The sequence below is a fragment of the Streptomyces sp. NPDC050164 genome, assembly GCF_044459945.1.
Taxonomy (GTDB): Bacteria; Actinomycetota; Actinomycetes; order Streptomycetales; family Streptomycetaceae; genus Streptomyces; species Streptomyces coeruleorubidus_A.
The window spans coordinates 1-23,928 of sequence record NZ_JBITJK010000039.1 but is presented as its reverse complement, the minus strand read 5'-3'; the positions used below and the strand labels follow the sequence as shown (position 1 = coordinate 23,928).

The 23,928-nt window shown below is 72.5% G+C and carries 20 protein-coding genes; 12 read left to right on the top strand and 8 right to left on the bottom strand.

Annotated features, from left to right (window positions below):
- Nucleotides 1–21 precede the first annotated feature (21 nt).
- Nucleotides 22–627 carry an RDD family protein gene (locus ACIBNA_RS36100; protein ID WP_399169424.1) on the top strand — a complete coding sequence of 202 codons (606 nt, stop codon included), beginning with the start codon at nt 22–24 and terminating at the stop codon, nt 625–627.
- Here the strand turns inward: ACIBNA_RS36100 and ACIBNA_RS36095 are convergent.
- The 5 genes from ACIBNA_RS36095 to ACIBNA_RS36075 form a co-directional block, all read right to left on the bottom strand.
- Entirely contained in the window at nt 587–1,363 is a 777-nt protein-coding gene (locus ACIBNA_RS36095) for an endo alpha-1,4 polygalactosaminidase (RefSeq protein ID WP_399169423.1), read from the bottom strand. The two genes, ACIBNA_RS36100 and ACIBNA_RS36095, sit on opposite strands and share 41 nt — an antisense overlap.
- Nucleotides 1,360–2,019: a spherulation-specific family 4 protein gene (locus tag ACIBNA_RS36090; RefSeq protein WP_399169421.1), complete on the bottom strand. Its 660-nt coding sequence runs from the start codon at nt 2,017–2,019 to the stop codon at nt 1,360–1,362. The genes ACIBNA_RS36095 and ACIBNA_RS36090 overlap by 4 nt, the downstream gene beginning before the upstream one ends.
- Nucleotides 2,016–3,530 carry a hypothetical protein gene (locus ACIBNA_RS36085; RefSeq protein WP_399169420.1) on the bottom strand — a complete coding sequence of 505 codons (1,515 nt, stop codon included), beginning with the start codon at nt 3,528–3,530 and terminating at the stop codon, nt 2,016–2,018. Before ACIBNA_RS36085 ends, ACIBNA_RS36090 begins: the two co-directional genes overlap by 4 nt.
- Nucleotides 3,527–5,050 (bottom strand): GT4 family glycosyltransferase PelF, encoded by a 1,524-nt coding sequence (gene pelF / locus ACIBNA_RS36080; RefSeq protein ID WP_399169418.1) that lies wholly within the window; start codon nt 5,048–5,050, stop codon nt 3,527–3,529. Before pelF ends, ACIBNA_RS36085 begins: the two co-directional genes overlap by 4 nt.
- A 109-nt stretch (nt 5,051–5,159) precedes the next feature.
- Entirely contained in the window at nt 5,160–7,193 is a 2,034-nt protein-coding gene (locus ACIBNA_RS36075; protein ID WP_399169417.1) for a hypothetical protein, read from the bottom strand.
- Between the two features lie 56 nt (nt 7,194–7,249).
- Here ACIBNA_RS36075 and ACIBNA_RS36070 point away from each other — a divergent pair, with 56 nt between their 5' ends.
- From ACIBNA_RS36070 to ACIBNA_RS36035, 8 genes are all read left to right on the top strand, one after another.
- Nucleotides 7,250–7,375, top strand: a complete 126-nt coding sequence (locus ACIBNA_RS36070; RefSeq protein WP_399169416.1) for a hypothetical protein — start codon at nt 7,250–7,252, stop codon at nt 7,373–7,375.
- Nucleotides 7,376–7,539: 164 nt separating this feature from the next.
- On the top strand, nt 7,540–9,066 hold the full coding sequence (locus tag ACIBNA_RS36065; protein ID WP_399169415.1) for a leucyl aminopeptidase: 1,527 nt from the start codon (nt 7,540–7,542) through the stop codon (nt 9,064–9,066).
- A gap of 262 nt (nt 9,067–9,328) precedes the next feature.
- Nucleotides 9,329–10,717 carry a dihydrolipoyl dehydrogenase gene (lpdA, locus tag ACIBNA_RS36060; RefSeq protein WP_399169414.1) on the top strand — a complete coding sequence of 463 codons (1,389 nt, stop codon included), beginning with the start codon at nt 9,329–9,331 and terminating at the stop codon, nt 10,715–10,717.
- A gap of 61 nt (nt 10,718–10,778) precedes the next feature.
- Entirely contained in the window at nt 10,779–12,575 is a 1,797-nt protein-coding gene (gene sucB / locus ACIBNA_RS36055; RefSeq protein ID WP_399169413.1) for a 2-oxoglutarate dehydrogenase, E2 component, dihydrolipoamide succinyltransferase, read from the top strand.
- 259 nt (nt 12,576–12,834) lie between these two features.
- Complete coding sequence (locus ACIBNA_RS36050; RefSeq protein WP_274815739.1) at nt 12,835–13,458, top strand: GntR family transcriptional regulator; 624 nt, start codon at nt 12,835–12,837, stop codon at nt 13,456–13,458.
- A 268-nt stretch (nt 13,459–13,726) separates the two neighbouring features.
- Entirely contained in the window at nt 13,727–16,429 is a 2,703-nt protein-coding gene (gene aceE / locus ACIBNA_RS36045; RefSeq protein WP_399169412.1) for a pyruvate dehydrogenase (acetyl-transferring), homodimeric type, read from the top strand.
- A gap of 60 nt (nt 16,430–16,489) precedes the next feature.
- On the top strand, nt 16,490–17,476 hold the full coding sequence (locus ACIBNA_RS36040; RefSeq protein WP_399169411.1) for a helix-turn-helix transcriptional regulator: 987 nt from the start codon (nt 16,490–16,492) through the stop codon (nt 17,474–17,476).
- Nucleotides 17,477–17,532: 56 nt separating this feature from the next.
- Nucleotides 17,533–18,051 carry a DUF4240 domain-containing protein gene (locus ACIBNA_RS36035; RefSeq protein ID WP_399169473.1) on the top strand — a complete coding sequence of 173 codons (519 nt, stop codon included), beginning with the start codon at nt 17,533–17,535 and terminating at the stop codon, nt 18,049–18,051.
- Here the strand turns inward: ACIBNA_RS36035 and ACIBNA_RS36030 are convergent, their stop codons facing one another.
- Both ACIBNA_RS36030 and ACIBNA_RS36025 read right to left on the bottom strand, forming a co-directional pair.
- Nucleotides 18,052–18,267: a hypothetical protein gene (locus ACIBNA_RS36030; RefSeq protein ID WP_399169410.1), complete on the bottom strand. Its 216-nt coding sequence runs from the start codon at nt 18,265–18,267 to the stop codon at nt 18,052–18,054.
- Nucleotides 18,264–19,202 (bottom strand): peptidoglycan recognition protein, encoded by a 939-nt coding sequence (locus ACIBNA_RS36025; RefSeq protein ID WP_399169408.1) that lies wholly within the window; start codon nt 19,200–19,202, stop codon nt 18,264–18,266. Before ACIBNA_RS36025 ends, ACIBNA_RS36030 begins: the two co-directional genes overlap by 4 nt.
- Nucleotides 19,203–19,451: 249 nt before the next feature.
- Here ACIBNA_RS36025 and ACIBNA_RS36020 point away from each other — a divergent pair, with 249 nt between their 5' ends.
- The gene (locus ACIBNA_RS36020) at nt 19,452–20,636 is read left to right on the top strand and encodes a MarP family serine protease (protein ID WP_399169407.1); all 1,185 of its coding nucleotides are present in this window, start codon (nt 19,452–19,454) and stop codon (nt 20,634–20,636) included.
- Between the two features lie 7 nt (nt 20,637–20,643).
- Here ACIBNA_RS36020 and ACIBNA_RS36015 read toward each other — a convergent pair whose 3' ends face one another.
- Nucleotides 20,644–21,141, bottom strand: coding sequence for a GNAT family N-acetyltransferase (locus tag ACIBNA_RS36015; protein WP_399169406.1), 498 nt, complete (start codon nt 21,139–21,141; stop codon nt 20,644–20,646).
- A 69-nt stretch (nt 21,142–21,210) separates the two neighbouring features.
- On the opposite strand from ACIBNA_RS36015, the gene ACIBNA_RS36010 reads away from it, so the two are divergent.
- Complete coding sequence (locus tag ACIBNA_RS36010; RefSeq protein WP_399169405.1) at nt 21,211–22,113, top strand: TIGR01777 family oxidoreductase; 903 nt, start codon at nt 21,211–21,213, stop codon at nt 22,111–22,113.
- 251 nt (nt 22,114–22,364) lie between these two features.
- On the top strand, nt 22,365–23,771 hold the full coding sequence (locus ACIBNA_RS36005) for an NAD(P)/FAD-dependent oxidoreductase (RefSeq protein WP_399169404.1): 1,407 nt from the start codon (nt 22,365–22,367) through the stop codon (nt 23,769–23,771).
- The last annotated feature ends 157 nt before the right edge of the window (nt 23,772–23,928 follow it).

Below are 23,928 nucleotides of genomic sequence, written 5' to 3'. Positions count from 1 at the left end.
ACAAGTGATCGGGGGATGTTCATGCCGAAGCTACGCCGTGTCGTGGCCTGGTCCGTCGACTTCGCACTGGTGGTGGCGCTGGCCTCGGCGCTCGCCGTGCTCACCTTCCACCGGGTCTCCGCGCTCGTCACCGACGTGCCCGAGCTCGCCACCCGCAGCGGCCTCGACCTGCTGACCTCGCGCGGCGACGTGCTCGACGCCTCCCAGGACCTGGGGCTCAGGCTGTGGGACACGTCGGTGCTGTACGTCGAGCAGGCCGTCGGACTGCTGGTCCTGACGGTGTTCCTCTACCAGTGGGGGTGTCTGTCCCTGGCCGGGCGGACGATCGGCCAGGGCCTGGCCGGGCTGAAGGTCACGCCGCGGCTGCCGCGCCGGGCGGCGCTGCGGGCCGCCGTCACGACCGAAGCGGACGTCGCCGTGTACGCGGTGGCCTGTGTGCTGCTGGTCGAGGGGCAGGTCGTGCTGTCGGTGCTGGTGTGGGCGGTCGCGGTGGTGCTGTTCCTGCTGAACGCGCTGCCGGACCTCTCCCCCGGCCGCCGGTCCCTCGCCGACCGGGTGGCGGGCACGGAGGTCACCGGGATCGGGCTCAGCACGCCTGCCGCCACGCCCCTAGTTCGTACTTCTTGAGCAGCGAACTCAAGCGTAGGCGGCGGGACTCGGCGCAGAAGCGGCCGGTGGGCACCTCGTACTCGACGTGGAAGACGGCCTTGCCCGCCTCGACGAACGGCTTGAGGGCGCCGCACTCGCCGTACTGGGCGCACTGTTCGTTGACCGCGAAGTCGAAGTCCCCGGCCAGCTCCGGGATCTGGTCCAGGTCGTTCTTCAGGCCGACGGCCAGGCCCCGGTCGTGGGCGAGGCGGGCGATGAGGCGGTTGTAGCGGAGCTGGTCGGCGGCGGTCAGCGGGAAGCCCGTGTCGTTGCGGTAGCCGTCCATGTTGTCGGGCTCCACCGCGTCGAAGCCCTTGTCGCGGCACATGTCCATGCGGGCCGCCATGAGCGGCTCCAGGACGTCGGTGCGGCGGATGTCGAGCCAGCGTTCGCCCTCCCAGCCGTTGCCCCGGCCGAGGACCGGCTTCGGGAACTTCTTCGCGTCCGGGCGGAACTCCTCCCAGGCGCCCGTGGACAGATAGCAGATGACCTTGCGGTCCTCGCGGTGCAGCCGGGCGACGGTGGCCTCGGAGTGGTCGAAGCCGTCGATGTCGTAGACCGGCACGTCGACGGAGGTGTCCAGGCGCCCGCTGAGCTGCCACTGCCAGGCCGTGCCGGGACGGGGCTGCCAGCGGGGGCCGGGCTTGCCGTCGGGGCCCTGGGTGCAGCCCGCGAGCAGCAGGATCAGCAGGGCGACGAGCAGGGGGCGTCTCACGGGGCGTTCTCCGGGTTGTGCAGGGTGTACGGCAGTGTGCCCCAAGGATGATCTCCGGTTCCGGGCACCGCGCAGTGCACCGCCGCGCCCCGCTCCCGCGCCAGGCCCTCGGGATCGGCGCCGGGCGGCACGTCGTACACCAGGTGGCACAGCCGCACCCCGCTGTCGCCGGGCCAGGGTCGGTGAGGCAGGGCGCGGTAGGACGCCCAGGTGCCCTCGAAGGTGACGAGGACGTCGGCGATGCGGGCGTAGCAGGGGTGCGGTGCCGTGCCGTGGTTGAGGACGAGGGTGCCGCAGCCGACGCCCCAGGCGGCCACCGCCAGCCGCTGGTAGTGCTCGAACTGCTCGGGCCCGGAGGGGACCTGGTCGAGGAAGGCGCCGTCGGTGCCGTACCAGTCGCGGTGCCGGGTGAGGTCGCGGACGACGTCGGTGGCGGCGCGGCGGCCGTAGTCGGTGTCGGCGTATCCGAGGACCCGGACGCCCGCCGCCCTCAGCCGGCCGGCGACCTCGGCGAAGGCCGCGTCGGGGCGGTCGCCGGGGCCGCTGGCCGGGTTGAGGACGACCCCGTAGAGGCGGGGCGCGGCCGCGACGATCGCGTCCCATTCGGCGGGGCGGACGGACGGGTGCTCGTAGTACGGGACCAGGAGGGTGCTCATCGGTGGGCGGTTGCCCTCCCCAGCAGCGCGCACACCAGGGCGGCCTGGACGACGGCCGCCGCGCCGTACACGGCCATGCCCGCCGTGTGCGGGTCGCCGGTGCGGGTGGCGATGAGCAGGGTCTGGGCGAGGGCCGCGGCGCAGCACACCGCCGTCGCGCCGGTCACCGCGCCGAACGACTGGAGCAGCAGGCCCGTCCACAGGACCACGCCCAGCAGGAGCAGCCCGGCCAGCCGGACGCCGCCGGGGACCGGGGAGTGCGGCCACAGGAGGGAGGCGGCGAGGCTCAGCGCGAGCAGCGCGGCGAGATAGGCGGCCAGGCACTGTACGACGGTCAGGACCGTGGTCCGCCAGAAGTCCCGGGCGGTGCTGCTGGAGCGCAGTCCGGCGAGGCTGTCGCTGCGGAAGCGGTACAGCAGCCACTCGGCGGGGCCCATGCTGAGGGTGAGCGCCACGGCGGCGGGCGCGGCGACCGCGCTGTGGTCCTCGCCGGCGAGGACGTCGCCGAGCGCCGCGTACAGCACGAGGACGCCGGTGCCGAGCCCGAACAGCGCGTACGGCAGGGAGCCCGTGAGCCGGGGTCCGGCGGGGCGCCGGCGCGCGGGGGCGGCGCCGAACCCGCCGAAGGGCAGCAGGGCGACGAGGCCGGCGGTCCAGCCGCCCCCGCCCGGTTCCTTCAGGGCGGGTGCCGCTTCGCGGACGGCGAGGGCCGCGACCGCCGCCAGGGAGCCCAGCAGCAGGGCCAGGCTCGCGGCCTCGGGCAGCGGGTCGACCAGGGACAGGACCGCGCCCATCGCCATCGGCGCGAGCGCGGCCAGCAGGAACCGCTCGCGGCCCATCACCAGCAGCACGGTCGCCGCCGCCAGATAGCAGGACTGCCCGGCGGCGAAGGCCACCACGGCCGGGACGGCGCCGCCCGCGAACGCCAGGGCGACCAGCGAGCCGAGCAGCGCACCGGCCGGGGCGCCGAGCAGCAGGGCACGCCGGGCGGCCATCCGGTCGCCCAACCCGAGCCAGGCGTACGCCCGGTGGGCGAGCCCCTGGTTCCACGTCCAGCCGCACAGGGCGCCGGCCAGGAGCGGGACCGTGCCCGCGGGGAGGCCGAAGTCGTCGGGGCCCGTGAACAGGGGCGCGCCGAGGACGTAGGCGAGGCCGGGCAGGGCGAAGACGACACCGCGCAGCAAGCAGCCCAGCAGGCCGATCCGCCAGGGGTCGTGGAGGGGGCCGTCGGGCTCGGGGTAGCGGCGCTCGACGCGTTCGTAGAGGGTCTCGGCGAGCGCGAAGGAGTTCTTCACGCCGTACCGTTCGCGGATCTGGTCGTCGGAGAGGCCGTCGGACTCCAGGAGCGCGGCTATCTCGTCCGGGTGGACGGCCGCGGCTACGAAGTCCTCCAGGCGGACGGCGAGTTCGTCGACCGGGTCGGGCTGGGCCCAGCTGGGGGTGCGCTGCCGGGGGATGGCGGGGAGGGTGTCCGGGCGGGAGCCCGGGGGCAGCCAGACGCTTCCGCTCACCAGCCGGCTCCGTCCGTCGCGACGGCCGCGTACCAGGGGTCGCGCAGTTCCAGGGTCCAGTCGGCGACGGTCTCCAGCGTGGGTTCGTACACCTCGTCCTCGCCCGCGAGTTCCTTGTAGACGGTGCGGAAGGCATCCACCGAGCGGCGCAGCGTGAACCGGTCGATGACGCGCTGGCGCGACAACTGCCCCAGTTCGAGGCGCCGTTGGTCGTCCTTGAGCAGGGTCAGCGCGGCGGCGGCCATCTTCTCCGGCTCGCGCGGGGGCACCACCAGGCCCGTGTCGCCGACGGCCTCGCGCACTCCCCCGACGTCCGTCGACACCGTCGTACGGCCGCACGACATGGCCTCGATGATGGAGAACGGGAAGCCCTCGGATATCGACGACAGCATGACGACGTGTCCGGCCGCGTAGGCCCGCCAGACCTCGCTGATGCGGCCCTCGAAGGTCAGGCCGTCGGTGACGCCCAGTTCGGCGGCGAGCTTCTCCAGGCGGGTGCGGTAGGCCTCGCCGCCGGGCGGGACCGGGCCGAAGAGCCTCAGCCGGGTCGCCGGTATCTCGGCGCGCACCATCGCGTACGCGCGGATCAGGGTCTCCAGGTCCTTGATGGGGTCGACACGGCCGCACCAGGACAGGGTGGGGACCTCGGGCTCGGGGCCGGCGTGCGGGAAGGCGGCCGGGTCGACTCCGTTGTAGACCGTGCGGATCTTGCCGGCGTCGGCGCCGCCGCGCTCCTCCCAGCGGCGGTTGTACTGGTTGCACGGCGTTATCAGGTCGGCGGCCCGGTAGCCGTAGGAGTTCAGCTCCCGGTAGAAGCCGAGCATGAACGCCTTCACGGGCCAGCGCTGGGCGTCGCGGCGGTAGCCGAGGTAGCGCTCGCGCAGGTAGATGCCGTGCTCGGTGAGCAGGAACGGCACGCCGTCCAAGTGGCGGGCGGCGAGCGCGGGCAGGGTGGCGAGGCCGCTGCTGACGGCGTGCGCGACGCAGTCCTCGGGGATGCGGACGCCGAGCGGGCGCAGGGCGTGTTCCAGCAGGTCGGTCGCGGTCAGCGCGTCGTGCACGGTGGGGCGGGCGGCGGCCGTCGGCAGATGCGGCATCGTCCAGATCCGCATCAGCGAGCGCAGCGCCGACTCGGTGCGCAGGGCCGCCGACAGGCACCCGTCCCGGGCGAGTTCGGCGAGCTCGTTCAGGGACTCGCCGAAGTCGGCGTGCGAGCCGGGGTCGAGGAAGGAGAGCAGGAAACGCTCGTAGGTCTCGGTGAAGCGGCTGCGGGCCCTGCCGTACGGGGGCCTCGCGCGGCCGGGACGCGGGCCCCAGGTCGGCACGGAGGTGTGTTGGTAGACGTTGGGCGGCAGCTCCCAGGTGACGGGTTCGCGGCCGCTGCCGGTGAGCGAGACGATGTGGAAGTCGACCTCGGGCATGCCCTTGACGAGCTGGTCGCACCAGGTGCTGACGCCGCCGTGGACGTGCGGGTAGGTGCCTTCGGTGAGCATGGTGACATGACGGCCTGTTCGCCTCATGCGGTGTTTCCCCCCTGTGGTGCGGATGTTGTGCGGGGAACTGCTGCCCGGATGCCGAGTGCGGGTCTCGTGTGGGCTGGTCGCGCAGTTCCCCGCGCCCCTGAGAGCTCTAGGGCAACTTCAGTGTGAGAGCCGACTGGAGTGCTGCCGGGGTCGTCCAGGCCGAGCGCTGTCCCGCGTACGGGGTACCGAACGCGGTGGTGCCGAGCAGGAGTTGCTTCTGCGTGCCCTCCGGCGCGGTCACCGGGATGTGTGTGCCGGACGGGGCGGTGACGGTGACGGTGGTGCCGGTCCGGTACGCCGTCACCCGACCGTTCGCCAGGGCCGTCTGCCAGGCGGCGCGGCGCTGCACCTCGGTGCCGATGGCGCCGTGCCGGGGGTTCTCCAGCGGGGTGTTGTCGGCGAACAGCGCCCGGTAGTCGTCGAGCACCTTCTCCATGACCGGGTAGAGCAGCCGGTCCTCGGCCAGGTTGGACTGGTGCGCGTAGTGCGGCCGGGGGTCGCCGGCGAGGACGTGTCCGAGGGCGGTGCGCGCCTCCTGCGGGACGATGTGCTCGGCGTAGCCGGTGGTGGGGTCGAGCGGCTCGTCCAGGCACGTGGAGGTGGCGTTGTCCTCGCAGACGCCGCTGCCGCCGTCGGCGCGCGAGGTGTAGACCCAGTTGTACTCGTCGGCCATCTCGGCCGCCGTGCCCACGTTGTAGTACACGTTCATCGGGTGGCGCGGCACGGTCAGGGCGTTGCCGATCGCGCGCTGCTCGGGCTCGCGGGAGTTGTCCGAGGCGATCCACCTGACGCCGGTGTCGGCCAGGGCGCCGGCCAGGCCGGGGTTGTCGTCGGACTGCTGGGGCAGCGTCTTCAGGCCCGAGTGCTCACCGGTGACCAGCTCGGCGCGGTCGACGGGAAGGCCCTGGTTCACGGCCCAGTCGTGGTTGTCGCGGATCTGCGCGGCGATCTCGGCGCGGCTCATGTACTTGGTCGAGCCGTCGGCGTTCTTCGCGCAGCTCCACGGCACGGTGGAGGTGTCCTGTACGCAGCCGAGGAAGGGGTGCGTGTAGGTGTGGTTGACCCAGCGGTACTGCGCCTTGTCGGCGAGCAGCCGGTCGGTCAGGGCGTCGGTGCCGCCGTGCTGGGTCTTCCACTCCTCGCCCGAGCCGGCGTTGTAGACCATGTCCATGGTGAAGCCGTGCTCGCGCTGCCACTGGGCGGCGTAGGCGGCGTCGTCCGCGGTCATGCGGATCGGCGTGGTGCCCTCGCCGTCGCCGCCCGCGCAGTCGAAGTCGCCCGGGGTGCAGTTGCGCTCGGTGTCCCAGCGGCTGTCCGGGGCGAACACGTCGTCGATGTGCACGGCGAAGGAGTTGCGGGCCTGGCCCAGGTGCACGCCCTGGGTGAGCCACTCGACGATGCCCCGGGCCAGCAGCCGGAACTGCTGCTGGTTGCTGTTGTAGGCGAAGGTCACCACGAGTTCGCGGCGGCCGTCGTGGGCGTACTCGCCGACGAGGCTGCCGCGGCCGGTGCCGCCGGGCACGGGGATGTCGACGTAGCTGGTGAAGCCGGTGCGGGGCCGGGCGACATAGCCGTAACTCTCACGTACGGCCGGGGCATTGTCCTCGAACCGGAACGCGCCGTCGAGGTAGCCGAACCAGCCGGCCTTCCCGGCCGCGGTGACGGACGCCTCGCGCCCGTCGAGAGTGCCCGCCCAGCCACCCTCGCTGGTGTAGTCGAGGCCGACCTCCGGGTGCGCCCAGGTGTAGGCGTCGACCTGCGGGATGCCGTACGTCCGCTCGTACGTCTCCAGGGCGGTCTGCTCGGCGGAGCCCGCGCCGAAGGGGGACTCGTTCGGCAGGACGACGCCCTGGTACTTGGCGCGCGGGCTGCCGTTCACCGTGTCGCTCAGGAACGACTCGGTGATCTTCGGGCGGCCGGCGTCGTTCAGGTCGATGGTCGTGTACGGGACGCCCGTGCTCCTCAGCTGGGCGGTGACGGCCCGGACGGAGCTGTCGCCGTTGTCCACCACCAGCACCCTCAGATCGATCCGTGGCTCCTCCGCGGCCGCCGCCCCCGGCGCCACCGCCCCCGCCGTGATCAGGCCCGCCGCCGTCACCGCGGCGGCCGTGCTTCTCCATCTGCGCGCACGCTGCGCCATGGTTCCTCCCCCAGAAGATCCCCGGGATCCCCTTGCGGTCGAACTGAGGAGGACCCGTGGAAATCATGCAAAGCGGCGAGCAGAGCGCTCACCGGATCTCGACGAGTGTGACTCAGTTCACCGGCATGGAGGATCAAGAAATGGCCACTGGGCCACCGACAGGTGAACGCCCGCAGGAATGAGCGAACACGACCACGCGCGTAGTCTCGTCGTCGAGTGTTCGCCGCACCGGGGAAGGCCCCGTGATATCCGAGCCCTGAGGTCGCAATAGGGTCGGCTGTCGGGCCCGGTCGACCCACACCGTTCGACCACAGAAACTTCACATCGGAAGCGAGATTTCACCACCGTGACTGCTCTCACTCTCAGCACCGCCGCGGCGCCCGGTCTGCGGGCCGACGCCATCGTGATCGGTGTCGCCAAGGGTGCCAAGGGGCCGGTCGTCGCACCGGGCGCCGAGGCCGTGGACAAGGCGTACGACGGCAGGCTCGCCGGCGTTCTGGAGACCCTCGGCGCCTCCGGTGCCGAGGGCGAGGTGACGAAGCTGCCGGCGCCGTCCGGCTTCAAGGCGCCGCTCGTGCTGGCCGTGGGCCTGGGCGCGGTGCCCGAGAAGGACGCCGACTACGACACCGAGGCCCTGCGCAAGGCCGCCGGCGCCGCCGCCCGCGCCCTGGCCGGGTCCAAGAAGGCCGCCTTCGCCCTGCCCCTGGCGAACGCCGCCGACGCCGGCGCGATCGGGGAGGGCGCCCTGCTCGGCGCGTACTCCTTCGACGCCTACAAGGACAGCGGCAAGGACCCCAAGGGGAAGAACGGCAAGGCCCCCCTCGCCGAGGTCGCCCTGCTCGGCGGCAAGCCCCGCGACAAGGCGTACAAGGCCGCCGTCGAGCGTGCCGCCGCCGTGTCCGAGGAGCTCAACCGCGCCCGCGACCTGGTCAACACCCCGCCGAACGACCTGAACCCCGAGTCGTTCGCCGCCATCGCCCAGGCCGCCGCCAAGGAGCACGGCATCAAGGTGCAGGTGCTCGACGAGAAGGCCCTGGCCAAGGGCGGCTACGGCGGCATCCTCGGCGTCGGGGCCGGCTCGGCGGCAGGACCGCGCCTGGTGAAGCTGTCGTACACCTCCTCCAAGGCGAACAAGCACCTCGCCTTCGTCGGCAAGGGCATCACGTACGACTCGGGCGGCATCTCGCTGAAGCCGGCCGGTCACAACGAGACGATGAAGTGCGACATGAGCGGTGCGGCCGCGGTGTTCGCCGCGGTCGTCGCCGCCGCGCGCCTCGGCCTGGAGGTCAACGTCACCGGCTGGCTGGCGCTGGCCGAGAACATGCCCTCCGGCTCCGCGACCCGTCCGGGTGACGTGCTGCGGATGTACAGCGGCAAGACCGTGGAGGTGCTCAACACGGACGCGGAGGGCCGGCTGGTGCTGGCCGACGCGCTGTGGGCGGCGTCGCAGGAGAAGCCGGACGCCATCGTGGACGTCGCGACGCTGACCGGGGCGATGGTGCTGGCGCTGGGGAACCGGACGTTCGGGATCATGGGCAACGACGACGCCTTCCGTACGGCGCTGCACGAGGCGGCGGAGGAGGTCGGGGAGCCGGCGTGGCCGATGCCGATGCCGGAGCACCTGCGCAAGGGGATGGACTCGCCCACGGCCGACATCGCGAACATGGGCGAGCGGATGGGCGGCGGACTGGTCGCCGGGCTGTTCCTGCGCGAGTTCGTGGGTGAGGGGATCACCTGGGCGCACCTCGACATCGCCGGGCCGGCCTTCAATGAGGGCGGGCCCTTCGGGTACACGCCGAAGGGCGGGACGGGCAGTGGCGTGCGGACGCTGGTCCGGCTCGCCGAGCTGACGGCTGCGGGGGATCTGGGCTGACGGTCGCCCGGTAGCCCGACTCTCGCCGGTTGTGTGGCGAGTGCGGGGGCGCGGGGGCTGGTCGCGCAGCTCCCCGCGCCCCTGTCGGCAACGTGGGGTGTCTCACACAGCAGCCCGGCGTCTCCTTCTGTGCTGACAAGTGCGAAGATGGGGCTCGGCAGGACAGGGCCCCACCGAAGGGCCGAAGAACGAGCGGCCGGACACCAGCCGCCTGCCGGTCAGTGAAGACCGGCGTACGGCGCACATGCATGGAGGACGTGACGTGGCGAACGACGCCAGCACCGTTTTCGACCTAGTGATCCTCGGCGGTGGCAGCGGTGGTTACGCCGCGGCCCTGCGCGGGGCGCAGCTGGGCCTGGACGTCGCCCTGATCGAGAAGGACAAGGTCGGCGGCACCTGCCTGCACCGAGGATGCATCCCCACCAAGGCCCTGCTGCACGCGGGCGAGATCGCCGACCAGGCCCGCGAGAGCGAGCAGTTCGGTGTGAAGGCCTCCTTCGAGGGCATCGACATCGCCGGCGTCCACAAGTACAAGGACGGCGTGATCGCCGGTCTGTACAAGGGGCTCCAGGGGCTCGTCGCCTCCCGCAAGGTGACCTACATCGAGGGTGAGGGACGGCTGTCCTCCCCGACCTCCGTCGACGTGAACGGCCGGCGCGTCCAGGGCCGCCACGTGCTCCTCGCGACCGGCTCCGTGCCGAAGTCGCTGCCCGGCCTGGAGATCGACGGCGACCGGATCATCTCCTCGGACCACGCCCTGGTCCTGGACCGCGTGCCGAAGTCCGCGATCATCCTCGGCGGCGGTGTCATCGGCGTCGAGTTCGCCTCCGCGTGGAAGTCCTTCGGCACCGACGTCACCATCGTCGAGGGCCTGAAGCACCTCGTCCCGGTCGAGGACGAGAACTCCTCCAAGCTGCTGGAGCGCGCCTTCCGCAAGCGCGGCATCAAGTTCAACCTGGGCACCTTCTTCGAGAAGGCCGAGTACACCCAGGACGGGGTCAAGGTCACCCTCGCCGACGGCAAGGAGTTCGAGGCCGAGACCCTGCTCGTCGCCATCGGCCGCGGCCCGGTCTCCCAGGGCCTGGGCTACGAGGAGCAGGGCGTCGCCATGGACCGCGGCTACGTCCTGGTCGACGAGTACATGCGCACCAACGTCCCGACCATCTCCGCTGTCGGTGACCTCGTCCCCACCCTGCAGCTCGCGCACGTCGGCTTCGCCGAGGGCATCCTGGTGGCGGAGCGTCTGGCCGGTCTGAAGACCGTTCCGATCGACTACGACGGTGTCCCGCGGGTGACGTACTGCCACCCGGAGGTCGCCTCCGTCGGTATCACCGAGGCCAAGGCCAAGGAGATCTACGGCGCGGACAAGGTCGTCGCTCTGAAGTACAACCTCGCGGGCAACGGCAGGAGCAAGATCCTGAACACCGCGGGCGAGATCAAGCTCGTCCAGGTCAAGGACGGTGCCGTCGTCGGCGTCCACATGGTCGGCGACCGCATGGGCGAGCAGGTCGGCGAAGCCCAGCTGATCTACAACTGGGAGGCGCTGCCCGCCGAGGTCGCGCAGCTCATCCACGCCCACCCGACGCAGAGCGAGGCGCTCGGCGAGGCCCACCTGGCCCTGGCCGGCAAGCCGCTCCACTCGCACGACTGACCCCTCGGTCGACGAACGCGACGACAGACTTCCGCACTTTCCGTAAGGAGCAACCGAAACCATGGCGGTTTCCGTAACCCTTCCGGCGCTCGGCGAGAGCGTCACCGAGGGCACTGTCACCCGCTGGCTGAAGGCCGAGGGTGAGCGCGTCGAGGCCGACGAGCCGCTGCTCGAGGTGTCGACCGACAAGGTCGACACCGAGATCCCCTCGCCCGCCGCCGGTGTCCTGGCGTCCATCAAGGTCGCCGAGGACGAGACCGTTGAGGTCGGCGCCGAGCTGGCCGTGATCGACGACGGCACGGGCGCGCCCGCTGCCGCCCCGGCCCCGGCCGCCGAGCAGGTCGCCGAGCCCGCCCCCGAGCCGGCACCGGCCGCCCCGTCCACCGAGCAGGCCGCCCCGGCGCCCGCTCCCACCGCCGACGCCGCCGCCGGCGGCGGCTCCGCCGAGGGCACGGACGTGGTCCTGCCCGCGCTCGGCGAGTCCGTCACCGAGGGCACCGTCACCCGCTGGCTGAAGTCGGTCGGTGACAGCGTCGAGGCCGACGAGCCGCTGCTCGAGGTCTCCACCGACAAGGTCGACACCGAGATCCCGGCGCCCGCCTCGGGCACGCTGCTGGAGATCGTGGTCGGCGAGGACGAGACCGCCGAGGTCGGCGCCAAGCTCGCCGTCATCGGCGAGGCGGGTGCCGCTCCGGCCGCCGCCCCGGCGCAGGAGGCCCCGGCCCAGCCCGAGCCCACTCCGGCTCCGGCTCCGGCTCCGGCTCCGGCTCCGGCTCCGGCGCAGCCCACCCCGGCCCCGCAGGCCCCGTCGGCCCCGGCTCCGCAGCAGCAGGTCACCCCGGCTCCCGAGCCGGCCCCGGCCGCTCCTGCTCCCGCCCCGGCTCCGGCCCAGGCACCGGCCGCCCCCGCCGCCCAGCCGGCCGACGACGGCGCCTACGTCACCCCGCTGGTGCGCAAGCTCGCCGCCGAGAACGGCGTCGACCTGTCCACCGTCAAGGGCACCGGCGTCGGCGGCCGCATCCGCAAGCAGGACGTCATGGCCGCCGCCGAGGCCGCCAAGGCCGCCGCCGCTGCCCCGGCTCCGGCCGCGGCCGCTCCGGCTGCCGCCAAGAAGGCCCCGGCGCTGGAGACCTCGCCGCTGCGCGGCCAGACCATCAAGATGCCGCGGATCCGCAAGGTCATCGGCGACAACATGGTCAAGGCCCTGCACGAGCAGGCCCAGCTGTCCTCGGTCGTCGAGGTCGACGTCACGCGCCTGATGAAGCTGCGCGCCCGTGCCAAGGACGCGTTCGCGGCCCGTGAGGGCGTCAAGCTCTCCCCGATGCCGTTCTTCGTCAAGGCCGCGGCCCAGGCGCTGAAGGCCCACGCGCCGATCAACGCCAAGATCAACGAGGCCGAGGGGACCATCACCTACTTCGACACCGAGAACATCGGTATCGCGGTGGACTCCGAGAAGGGCCTGATGACCCCGGTCATCAAGAACGCCGGTGGCCTCAACCTCGCCGGTATCGCCAAGGCCACGGCGGAGCTGGCCGGCAAGGTCCGCGCCAACAAGATCACCCCGGACGAGCTGTCCGGCGGGACCTTCACCATCAGCAACACCGGGTCGCGCGGCGCGCTCTTCGACACGATCATCGTGCCGCCGGGCCAGGTCGCCATCCTCGGCATCGGCGCCACGGTCAAGCGCCCCGCCGTCATCGAGACGGAGGAGGGCACGGTCATCGGCGTCCGCGACATGACGTACCTGACCCTGTCCTACGACCACCGCCTGGTGGACGGCGCCGACGCCGCCCGCTACCTGACGGCGGTCAAGGCCATCCTGGAGGCGGGCGAGTTCGAGGTCGAGCTCGGCCTCTGATCTCCAACGCTGGTACGGCTGTACGGTGCCCCCGCTCGGATCATCTCCGGGCGGGGGCACTGTGTTAGGGGCGCGGGTAACTGCGCGACAAGCCACGAACGATCCGCAGCCGCCCACAGACGGAACGGACCGAGCTCCAAGGCGCGCCACACGCACCATGTGCAACTCGTCTCACCTGCGTGAAAGCACCCTCGTCAGCCTCACCGGCGGAGCGACCCGGCCGTATTGTCTAAACGTCAATCCCGCCTAAGGAGCCCACATGACCGCGCCCGTCATCCACTCGCTGCGCGAGCAGATCCGCGAGCACATCCTGGAGGGGATCATCAGCGGACGCTGGCAGCCGGGCGAGCGGATCGTCGAGCGCCGGATCGCGACCGAACTGGAAGTCAGCCAGACCCCGGTCCGCGAGGCCCTGCGCGAACTGGAGTCCCTGCGTCTGATCGAGTCGGCTCCGAACAAGGGCGTCCGCGTACGGAACCTGACCGCCGCCGACCTGGAGGAGAGTTACCCGGTCCGGGCCGGCCTGGAGGCCATCGCGGCGGAACTGGCGGCCCAGAGCCTGTCGGAGGACTGCTCGGCCCTGGAACCCCACGTCACCGCCCTGTACGAGGCCGACCGCATGTCCGACGGCACGGCCCAGGTCCGCCACACCGTCGCCTTCCACCGCGAACTGGTCCGCGCCGCGGGCAACTCCGTGCTGCTGCACACCTGGGAAGGCCTCGGCATCGAGGTGTTCACGGCCCTGTCGATCCGCTGGCTGGGCACCCGGCAGCAGTCGTACGCCGAGGAGCACGAGGAGTTGGTCGCCGCCTTCAAGCGCCGCGACCCCCGCATCGCGGAACTCGTGAAGGCGCACGTCCTGGGTTGCGCGCCCCGGGCGTGACACCGGAGCACACCCCCGCTCAAACGCCTCCCACCTGCGGAAACCCACAGCAATCCCGTCACCGCGTGCCACCGCCGGAGGCACCGCGTGCCTACTTTCTCGTAATCAAGAGGTTTTCTGCGTCAACCCTTTGATCGATCATCGATCAGGGAGTTACAGTCGCCGACGGGCTTGCCACCCGAGCCCCAGCCCTGTCCTGCCAAAGACCAAGGGCACCCCCGAACCCTTACCGATGAGGGAACCCCCTTCGACTGAGGAAGGCGGCGACATGACCGACCCCAACGCCATCCAGCCGAGCGAGCTCGACCAGCTCCCGGACCGGGACCCGGAGGAGACCGCCGAATGGCAGGCCTCCCTGGACGCGGTCGCCACGGCGGCCGGGCCGCACCGTGCCGCGTACCTGATGCGGCGCACGCTGGAGCGCGCCGAGGGCGCCGGCATCGCGCTGCCGAAGCTCCTGGAGACCGACTACGTCAACTCCATCCCCACCGCCGCCGAGCCCGACGTGCCCGGTGACGAGGCGATGGAGCAGCGGATCACCGCGTGGAACCGCTGGAACGCGGCCGCGATGGTCACCCGCGGCAGCAAGTACGGCGTCGGCGGCCACATCGCCACCTTCGCCTCCGCCGCCTGGCTCTACGAGACCGGCTTCAACCACTTCTTCAAAGGCAAAGAGGCCGACGGCTCCGGCGACCAGCTCTACATCCAGGGCCACGCCTCCCCCGGCATCTACGCCCGCGCGTTCCTCGACGGCCGTCTGAACGAGGAGCAGCTCGACAACTTCCGCCGCGAGTCGGGCGGCAACGGCCTGCCCTCCTACCCGCACCCGCGCCGCCTGCCCTGGCTGTGGGAGTTCCCGACGGTGTCGATGGGCCTCGGCCCGCTCTCCGCCATCTACCAGGCGCGCTTCAACCGCTACCTCACCGCCCGCGGCATCAAGGACACCTCCGCCTCGCACGTGTGGGCGTTCCTCGGCGACGGCGAGATGGACGAGCCCGAGTCGACGGCGGCCCTCGCGCTGGCGGCCCGCGAGGAGCTGGACAACCTCACGTTCGTCATCAACTGCAACCTGCAGCGCCTCGACGGCCCGGTCCGCGCCAACTTCAAGATCGTGCAGGAGCTGGAGGCCCAGTTCCGCGGCGCCGGCTGGAACGTCGTCAAGTCGCTGTGGGGCACGGCCTGGGACGAGCTGTTCCAGCTCGACACCACGGGCGCGCTCGTACGCCGTCTGCGCCAGGTACCGGACGCGCAGATCCAGACGTACCAGACCCGCGACGCCGCCTACATCCGCCAGGACTTCTTCGGCGCCGACCCGGCGCTGGCGGAGATGGCGAAGCTGCTGAGCGACGACAAGATCCTCGAGTGCTTCCACCTCTCGCGCGGTGGGCACGAGGCCCGCAAGGTGTACGCCGCGTACAAGGCGGCCGTCGAACACAAGGGCGCGCCGACCGTGATCCTGGCCCAGACGGTCAAGGGCCACACCCTCGGCGAGGGCTTCGCGTCGAAGAACGCCAACCACCAGATGAAGAAGCTGACGGTGGACGAGTTCAAGAACATGCGCGACCTGCTCGGCCTGCCGATCAAGGACAGCGACTTCGTCGACGGTGTGGTCCCCTACGGCCACCCGGGCGCCGACTCCCCCGAGGTCCGCTACCTCCAGGAGCGCCGCGCGGCCCTCGGCGGTCCGGCCCCGGCCCGCCGCGTCCACCCGGTCGCGCCGCTGCCGGCCCCCGCGGAGAAGGCGTTCGCCTCCTTCGACAAGGGCTCCGGCTCGCAGAACGTGGCCACCACCATGGCGTTCGTCCGTCTGGTGAAGGACCTGGTCCGCGACAAGGAGACCGGCAAGCGCTGGGTGCCGATCGTCCCGGACGAGGCGCGCACCTTCGGTATGGAGAGCCTCTTCCCGTCGCTCGGCATCTACTCGCCCAAGGGCCAGACGTACGAGCCGGTCGACCGCGACCAGCTGATGTACTACAAGGAGGCCCAGAACGGCCAGATCCTCAACGAGGGGATCACCGAGGCCGGTTCGATGGCCGACTTCATCGCCGCTTCGACGTCGTACGCGACGCACGGCGAGACGATGATCCCGTTCTACATCTTCTACTCGATGTTCGGCTGGCAGCGCACGGCCGACCAGATGTGGCAGCTCGGCGACCAGCTCGGCCGCGGCTTCCTCGTCGGCGCCACGGCCGGCCGCACCACCCTGACCGGTGAGGGCCTGCAGCACGCCGACGGCCACTCCCCCGTCATCGCCGCGACGAACCCGGCGGCGCTGACGTACGACCCGGCGTTCGCGTACGAGGTCGCGGCCATCGTCAAGGAGGGCCTGCGCCGGATGTACGGCGAGGCGGCCCCGGGTGAGGACCAGAACGTCTTCTACTACCTGACCGTCTACAACGAGCCGCTGCCGCAGCCCGCGAAGCCGTCCGTCGACGGCATCGACGAGGGCATCGTCAAGGGCCTTTACCGCTTCAACACGGCGGAGTCGGCGGGCATCACGCCCGCGGCCAACGCCCCGCGGATCCAGCTGCTCGGCTCCGGTACGGCGATCCACTGGGCGCTGAAGGCGCAGCAGTTGCTGGCCGAGGAGTGGGGCGTGGCGGCCGACGTGTGGTCGGCGACGTCCTGGAGCGAGCTGCGCCGGGACGCGCTGGAGGCGGACGAGGCGCTGCTTCGCGGTGAGGAGCGGGTGCCGTTCGTCCGGCAGGCGCTCCAGGGCACCGAGGGCCCGGTGCTGGCGGTCTCCGACTACATGCGCCAGGTCCCGGACCAGATCGCGCAGTGGGTCGAGCAGGACTGGTCCTCGCTGGGCGCCGACGGCTTCGGCCTCTCGGACACCCGCGAGGCGGCCCGCCGCCACTTCGGTGTGGACGCCGAGTCGATCGTCGTCGCGGCCCTGGCCCAGCTCGCGCGGCGCGGCGAGGTCAAGGCGACGGCCGTGAAGGAAGCGCGCGCGAAGTACGGTCTGTGAGCAAGGACCGATGATCGGCAGGCCCCCGCCGCGACGGGGGCCTGCTGCATGATGTGCTGCATGCGCGCTGCCCGGCTCATCAAGATGGTGCTGCTGCTCCAGTCCCGGCCCTCCATGACGGCCGCCGAGCTCGCCAGTGAGCTGGAGGTGTCGGAGCGGACGGTCACACGGGACGCCCAGGCGCTGTCGGAGGCCGGTGTGCCGGTGTACGCGGACCGGGGCCGGGCCGGCGGGTACCGGCTGGTCGGCGGTTACCGTACGCGGCTGACCGGGCTGCACCGCAGCGAGGCCGAGGCGCTGTTCCTGTCCGGGGTGCCGGAGGCGCTGCGCGAGATGGGGTTGGAGGACGCGGCCTCGGCGGCCCGGCTGAAGGTGTCGGCCGCTCTGCTGCCGTCCCTTCGGGACGCGTCGAGGACGGCGGCGCAGCGGTTCCATCTGGACGCGCCGAACTGGTTCAGGGAGCCTCAGACGCCCGTGCTGCTGCCGGCGGTCGCCGACGCGGTGTGGGACGACCGGCGGATCACCGCGCGCTACCGGCGCGGGGAGGACGAGGTCGTCCGGGAGCTGGAGCCGTACGGGCTCGTGCTGAAGGCGGGCGTCTGGTACCTGTGCGCACGGGTGGCCGGGGGCGGGTCCTTCCGGGTGTACCGGATCGACCGGTTCACGGCGGTGGACACGGGTGAGGAGCGCTTCGAGCGGGAGCCGGAGTTCGACCTGCCGGCCTTCTGGGAAGAGCGGGCGGAGCAGTTCGCGCGGTCCATCCTGCGGGCGCGGGTCGTGGTGCGGCTGTCCCCCGACGGTGTGCGCAGGCTGCCGTACGCGCTCGACTCGCTGTCCGCCCGCGAGTCCCTGGCGGACGCGGACGCCCCGGACGACGACGGCTGGGTGACGGTGGCCCTTCCGGTGGAGTCCGAGGAGGTCGCCCACGCCCAGCTGACGGCGCTGGGCCCGGAGGTCGAGGTACTGGCGCCCGAGAGCCTGCGCGAGCGGTTCGCGGGGGACGCGCTGCGGCTGGCCGGGCTGTACCACCCCCGGGACGGCGTATAACGATCCCGCGCACTCCGGGTGCGCCCCCGTGTCCCAGGCCCGATGCTGGACCCGTGATGGACGAGACGGAGTTCTGGGAGCTGGTGGACGACGCCCGGGAGGCCGCCGAGGGCGACCCGGAGGAGCAGGCCGACGTGCTCGTGGAGCGGCTCGCGCGGCTGGACCCGGACTCGGTCCTGGACTTCGCCCGGCACTTCGAGTCCCGCTACAACCGCGCCTACCGCTGGGACCTGTGGGGCGCCGCCTGGGTGCTGCTCGACGGGGCGAGCGACGACGCCTTCGACTTCTTCCGGTGCTGGCTGATCGGCCAGGGCCGCCATGTCTTCGAGGGCGCCGTGCACGACCCGGACTCGCTCGCCGAGCTGCTGGACGACTTCGACGAGGAGATCGACGGCGACGGCGAGGAGCTCGGTTACGCCGCGGACGAGGCCTACGAGCAGCTCACCGGCACGGTCGCCCCCGACCTGGGGATTCCGCCCGCGCCCCCGGAACCGGAGGGCACCCCGCTCGACCTCGAGAACGAGGACCTGCTCGCCGAGCGCTATCCCCGGCTGTGGGAGCGCTTCAGGGGCTGATCACACGGCCCGGCGGCGGCTCGGGTCGGACGGCAGGTACGCGTGCCGGTCGGCCTCGACCGCGTGGTGCAGCGGGGCGGCGTTGGCCCGGTCGAGGGCGGGCGCGGTGGCCGCGGCCGGGCCCAGGACGACGGTCGCGACCGCGCAGAGCACCGCCCAGGGGCCGCGCACGACCCCGGCTCGGATCCCCGGGTTCCTCCTGCGACCGTTGTTCATGGTCCCCACCTCCAGTCGGCTGCCTGTGGTGGTGACCGCAGGGCGCCGGGATCTGAGGACGCTGCGCGCCGGCTGTGGCCTTCCTGTGGGCCGCCGGCCGGCCGACCCTGCAACCGGGCGGCCAGCCGTCTGATCTCCGGCAGCCGGGCGTGCAGGGCGGCGCCCGGGCAGCTGGTCTTGTAGCCGTCGTTGTGGCCGGCGAGGGCGGGCAGCTCGGCGGTGGTGCCGGCCGCGTACCGGCTCAGGCCGTTGCTGGATACCAGGCGGACGCTCGCCCGCGGGTCGGTGCCGGTCAGGCCCAGCTTCCAGGCGGACAGCGCGGCGATGGCGTGGATCATCGCCCGGGGTACGGGCATGCCCGCGGTGAAGGTGCCGAGGGCGGCGATGCCGGTGGTGCGGTGGTTGAAGCCCTGGGTGTGGGCGCCGGTGACGGCCCGCTCGACGCCGCCGGCGCGGCCCTCGTAGACGGTGCCGCAGCGGTCGACGACGAAGTTGTAGCCGATGTCGTCCCAGTCGCGGGTGCCGGTCTGGCCGGTGTACAGGTCCCGGAGGATGCGGGGCGCGTCGGCGCAGTCGTAGCCGGTGGGCGAGTCGGTGTGGTGGACGAAGACGGCGACGACCCGGTCGTCGTAGCGCGGGCGCGGCTGCTTGCGGGCGGCGTCGCCCAGCCACTGCGCTCTCGGCACGATGTGCGGGCGCGGGGCGGCGTAGGGCGTGGCGGCGGGGCGCTGCGTGGCCGGGCGGGCGCCGGTCTCGGCGGCGTGCTCGACGCCGTGGGCGCACAGCACCAGCGCCACGACGGCGGCGACGCCCGGCAGGCAGCCGAGCAGCACCCGGGCCGCGCGCGGCAGACCGGCTATGCCGGGTGTCCCGGCGGCGCGGTGCCTGCGCGTGCCCCGCCGTCTTCGGCAGTGCCGTCTTCGGAAGACACGCATGATCCCACTGTCGGCCTGATCCGGTCCGTCCGCGATGTGTGGTGTGCCACCCGGTGGAACCATCGTCACGGTCCGCGGCGTTTTTCCGAGTGCACGCGCGCGTGGCCGGTTCTGATCATCCACGCGCGTGTGGCTGATCACCGGGCCCTTCCCCCACGTACTAGGGGGTGCTCGAAAGTCCCGTGCGGTGCCCGCGGCGCACGGGACCTTCGAACAGCCCCTGGGGGTTCCGAGAGAGAGAAGGCGTGCGTGGACCTGCTCGACATCCTGCTGTTGCTGGTCGTCCTGGCCTATGCGGCGTCCGGCTACCGGCGCGGGCTGGTGGCCGGCTGTGTGTCGCTGGCGGGCTTCGTGGGCGGAGCGGTCGTCGGCGTGTGGATCCTGCCGTGGGTGATGGACCTGGTGCCGCCGGGTACGACGCGCGCGACGGTGACGGCGGTGTTCACGGTGCTGCTCCCGGCGGTGGTGGGGCACGAGCTGGCGGGGCGCCTCGCGCTCAGGCTGCGCCGGGAGCTGGACCGGGGGCCGCTGAGAGTGGCGGACGGGATCGGCGGGGCGGTGGCCAACTCGGTCGCGGTCCTGATCGTGGCGTGGGTGGCCGCGAGCGTCCTGGGCGCCTCCTCGTCGCCGCTGGTCACCTCGGCGATCCGGGACTCGCGGCTGCTCGGCGCGGTGCAGCGGACGATGCCGGACACCACACCGGCCTGGTTCTCGGGGGCCACGTCCGCGCTGACCGAGGCGGGCTTCCCACAGGTCTTCAACCCGTTCGAGAACGAGTCGACCGCCGAGGTCGCCGAGCCCTCCGGCGACAGTGTCACGGCGGCCGCCACCAACGCCGCCAAGCTGAGCACGGTCAAGGTCGAGGGCGTCGCGGGCACCCAGGGCCGCGAGGGCAGCGGCTTCGTGTACGCGCGGGAGCACGTGATGACCAACGCCCACGTCGTGGCGGGCATCGACGAGCCGACCGTGCAGATCGGCGGGGTGGGGCGGACGTACGAGGCGCGGGTGGTGCTCTTCAACCCGCAGAAGGACGTGGCCGTGCTGTACGTGCCCGGCCTCAAGGCGCCCGTGCTCCGCTTCGACGACGAGGCCCGGCGCGGCGACTCGGCGGTCGTCGCGGGCTACCCGCAGGACGGCGACCTGAACCTCCAGGCGGCGACGGTCGCGAACCGGGTCCGGGCGACGGGCCAGAACATCTACAACGACGACACGGTCACCCGTGAGATCTACTCGATCCGCTCCACCGTCCGCCCCGGCAACTCCGGCGGCCCCCTCCTCACCACGGACGGCCGGGTCTACGGCGTGGTCTTCGCCCGCTCCACCTCGGACGCCGAGACGGGCTACGTGCTGACGGCGGCCGAGGTCTCCTCCGACGCCCGGGGTGCGGCGAGCGCGACGGCGCCGGTGGACACGGGCGAGCTGGCCGAGTCGTAGCTCCGGCTCACAGGGAGCGGCCCATCAGCACATCGTCGACGTACGTCCCGTCGAGCAGGAACTCCTCGGGCAGGACCCCCTCCACCACGAACCCCTCGGCCTCGTAGAGCTTGCGGGCGGGAGTGTTGTGGGCGAGGACGCGCAGGGTGAGGCGGCGGGCACCACGCCTGCGGGACTCGTCGACGGCGGCCCGGACCAGCGCCCGCCCGACACCCCGGCCGCGAGCCTCCTCCGAGACGGCGAGGCCCTGGATCTGACGGACGTGCCGGTTGGAGTCGACCGGCGTCGGGAAGCCGAGACATATGTAGCCCGCCAAGCGGTCACCGAGTTCGGCGACCAGGCAGTCCTCGGGGGCGTGCCGCTCGCTGAAGAACGGCGGGTACGGCGGCTGCGGCTCGGGCATCACGGCGTGCAGGTGCGACCACGCGAGGCGGTCCAGCAGGGCCAGTCCTTCGCCGTCACCGGGGACGGCGGTGCGGATACGGAGTTCGCGGGGCTCGGACATGGCGTCACCCTAAGGTGAAGGCCTGCTGCCGTACGCCGGATTTATGGCGCCGCCGGGCAGGATGGGCCCATGGCACGCTCACGAATCGCAGTGGCCGGTGCGTCCGGTCTCATCGGCGGCGCCCTGGCGCGGTCCCTGACCGCGGACGGGCACGAGGTGGTGCGCCTCGTGCGCCGTACGCCCCGGGCGGCGGAGGAGGTCCGGTGGGATCCCGAGGGCGGGCGCGCGGACGCGGCCGGGCTCGCCGGGTGCGACGCGGTGGTGAATCTGGCCGGGGCGGGGGTCGGCAACCGCCGCTGGACGGACGCCTACAAGCAGCGGATCCGCGACAGCAGGGTCAACGGCACGGCGGCGCTCGCCCGGGCCGTCGCCTCGCTGGACGAGAAGGACCGGCCGCGGGTCTTCGTGAACGGCAGCGCCATCGGCTACTACGGCGAGACCGGGGGCCGGACCGTCGACGAGAGCGCTCCGGCGGGCGAGGGCTTCCTGCCGGAGCTGTGCGTGGAGTGGGAGGCCGCCACCGCACCCGCCCAGGAGGCGGGCGTACGCACGGTGTTCACCCGGACCGGGCTGGTCGTGTCCCGCGAGGGCGGTGCGTGGGGGCGGCTGTTCCCGCTGTTCCAGGCCGGGCTCGGCGGGCGGATGGGTGACGGGCGGCAGTACTGGTCGTTCGTCGCGCTGCACGACGAGGTCGCCGCGATCCGGCATCTCATCGACACCGACGGCCTGTCCGGGCCGTTCAACCTCACAGCGCCGAACCCCCTGACGAACCGTGAGATCACGGCGGTGATGGGGCGCGTGCTGCACCGCCCGACGCTGTTCGCCGTGCCCGCGCCCGTCCTGCGGACCGTGCTCGGCGAGATGGCCGGCGATGTGCTCGGCAGCGCCCGGATCCTGCCGACGCGGCTGCTGGAGTCGGGGTTCCGGTTCGCCTTCCCGGAGATCGAGGGGGCGATCCGGGCGGCGTTGTGACGGGCCCGGAGACAAGGGCGTCGCCGCACCCACCGATCGTTCCGAGACAGCCCTTCGCGCCGCACACCAGCCCCTTGGGACCACTTCACGCCCACAAGGCATCCGTATGCGACCGCTGTGCGACCGTGCCCTGTCGATGCGCGACTCCCGCTGACCGATCACGGCCCTACCCTCGACCAGAACTCGCGTATCCCTGGGGCCTGTTGAGGGCATGACGTCTCCAGCGCCCGCGCAACCTCGAGGAGGGGCACGTGCTTGAGCCCGCTTACCAGGCGGACGTGGTCGTCGTGGGGGCCGGGGTCGCCGGACTCTCGGCCGCGCACCGGCTGACCAGCGCAGGAGTGACGACCATGGTCTTGGAGGCCGCCCACGGGGTCGGCGGCCGCATGGCGACGGAGAAGGTCGACGGCTTCCGGCTCGACAGAATCGGCCAGTTGCTGTCCACGGCGTACCCGGAACTACGGCTGACACCCGGCCTCGGCGGGCTCGTGCTGCGCCCCTTCACGCCCGGGGTCCTGCTGCACGGCGACGGACGCCACCATCGCGCGGGCGTCCAGGCGGGCGCAGGGGGCGCACGGGGCGCACTGCACGCGGTGCGCGCCCTGGCGAGCGCCCCCCGGTCGCCGTCCGTGCCCCGGCCGCCCAGGAGGCCGGTGGCGGTGCCCGGCCGGCAGGTCTCCGTGCCCCGGAGCCGGTCCGGTGCCCCGCTCGGCACGGCCGTCGACCAAGCCCGTCTGGGAGCTGCCCTGACCCGGCTGGCGGGCACACCGGCAAAACGGCTGCTGGCCCGCCCGGAGCTGCCCGCCGGTGAGGCGCTGGCGGCCCGCGGGCTGCCCGCCCGGACGATCGACGGCTTCCTGCGTCCGCTGCTCGCCGCCCTGCTGTGCGACCCGGACCTGACGACGTCCAGCCGGTGCGCGGACCTCGCACTGCGCGCCTTCGCCAGCGGCCGGCTGTGCCTGCCGGAGGGCGGCGCGGAGGCCCTGCCGGAGCTGCTCGCGGGCACGCTGCCGCCGGGCACCGTGCACACCGGCGTGCGCGTCACCTCCGTCTCCACGACCTCGGTGACCACCGCCGAGCACGGTGAGATCCGCTGCCGGGCGGTGCTGGTGGCGACGGACGCGAGGGCGGCGGCCGAGCTGCTGCCCGGCTTGCGGGTGCCGGAATTTCATCCGGTGACGGTCGTGCATCACACCACCGACGAGCCGCCGGGGACGGGGGCGTCGCTGTTGCTCGACGCGGACCTGGGCGGGCCGGTCGCGCATACGGCTGTGGTCAGCCGGGTCGATCCGTCCCGTGCTCCGGCGGGGCGGGCGCTGGTGTCCTCGACGGTGCTGGGGCGGCCGCCGGGGGATGTCGACACGGCTGTGCGGATGCATCTGGCGCGGTTGTACGGGGTGTCGACGGCTCGGTGGGAGACGCTGGCCGTGCATCACACGGCGCAGGCCGTGCCGGCGATGCGGCCGCCGCATGATCTGCGGCGGCCGGTGCGGCTGATTGCCGGGCTGTATGTGTGCGGGGATCACCGGGACACCAGTACTGTCCAGGGCGCTCTGCACTCTGGGCATCGGGCGTCGGCGGCGATTCTGACGGACTTGGGGGCCGGGCGGTCCATGCATGTTGCGGACCCGCTGCCGACGGTGCCACGGGCTGCCTAGGGTCTGTCGTTTGGATCAGGTCGCAGGGAAGCGACTGTTCTGCTCGGTGCCGGCGAGCGGGCTCTGGTGCGTGCCTCTGCAAGGCGGAGGAGGGCGTCGACGCGATGGGGGTCCCCCCTTGCTCGAGCGAAGTCGAGAGCTTGGGGGAGTCGACAAC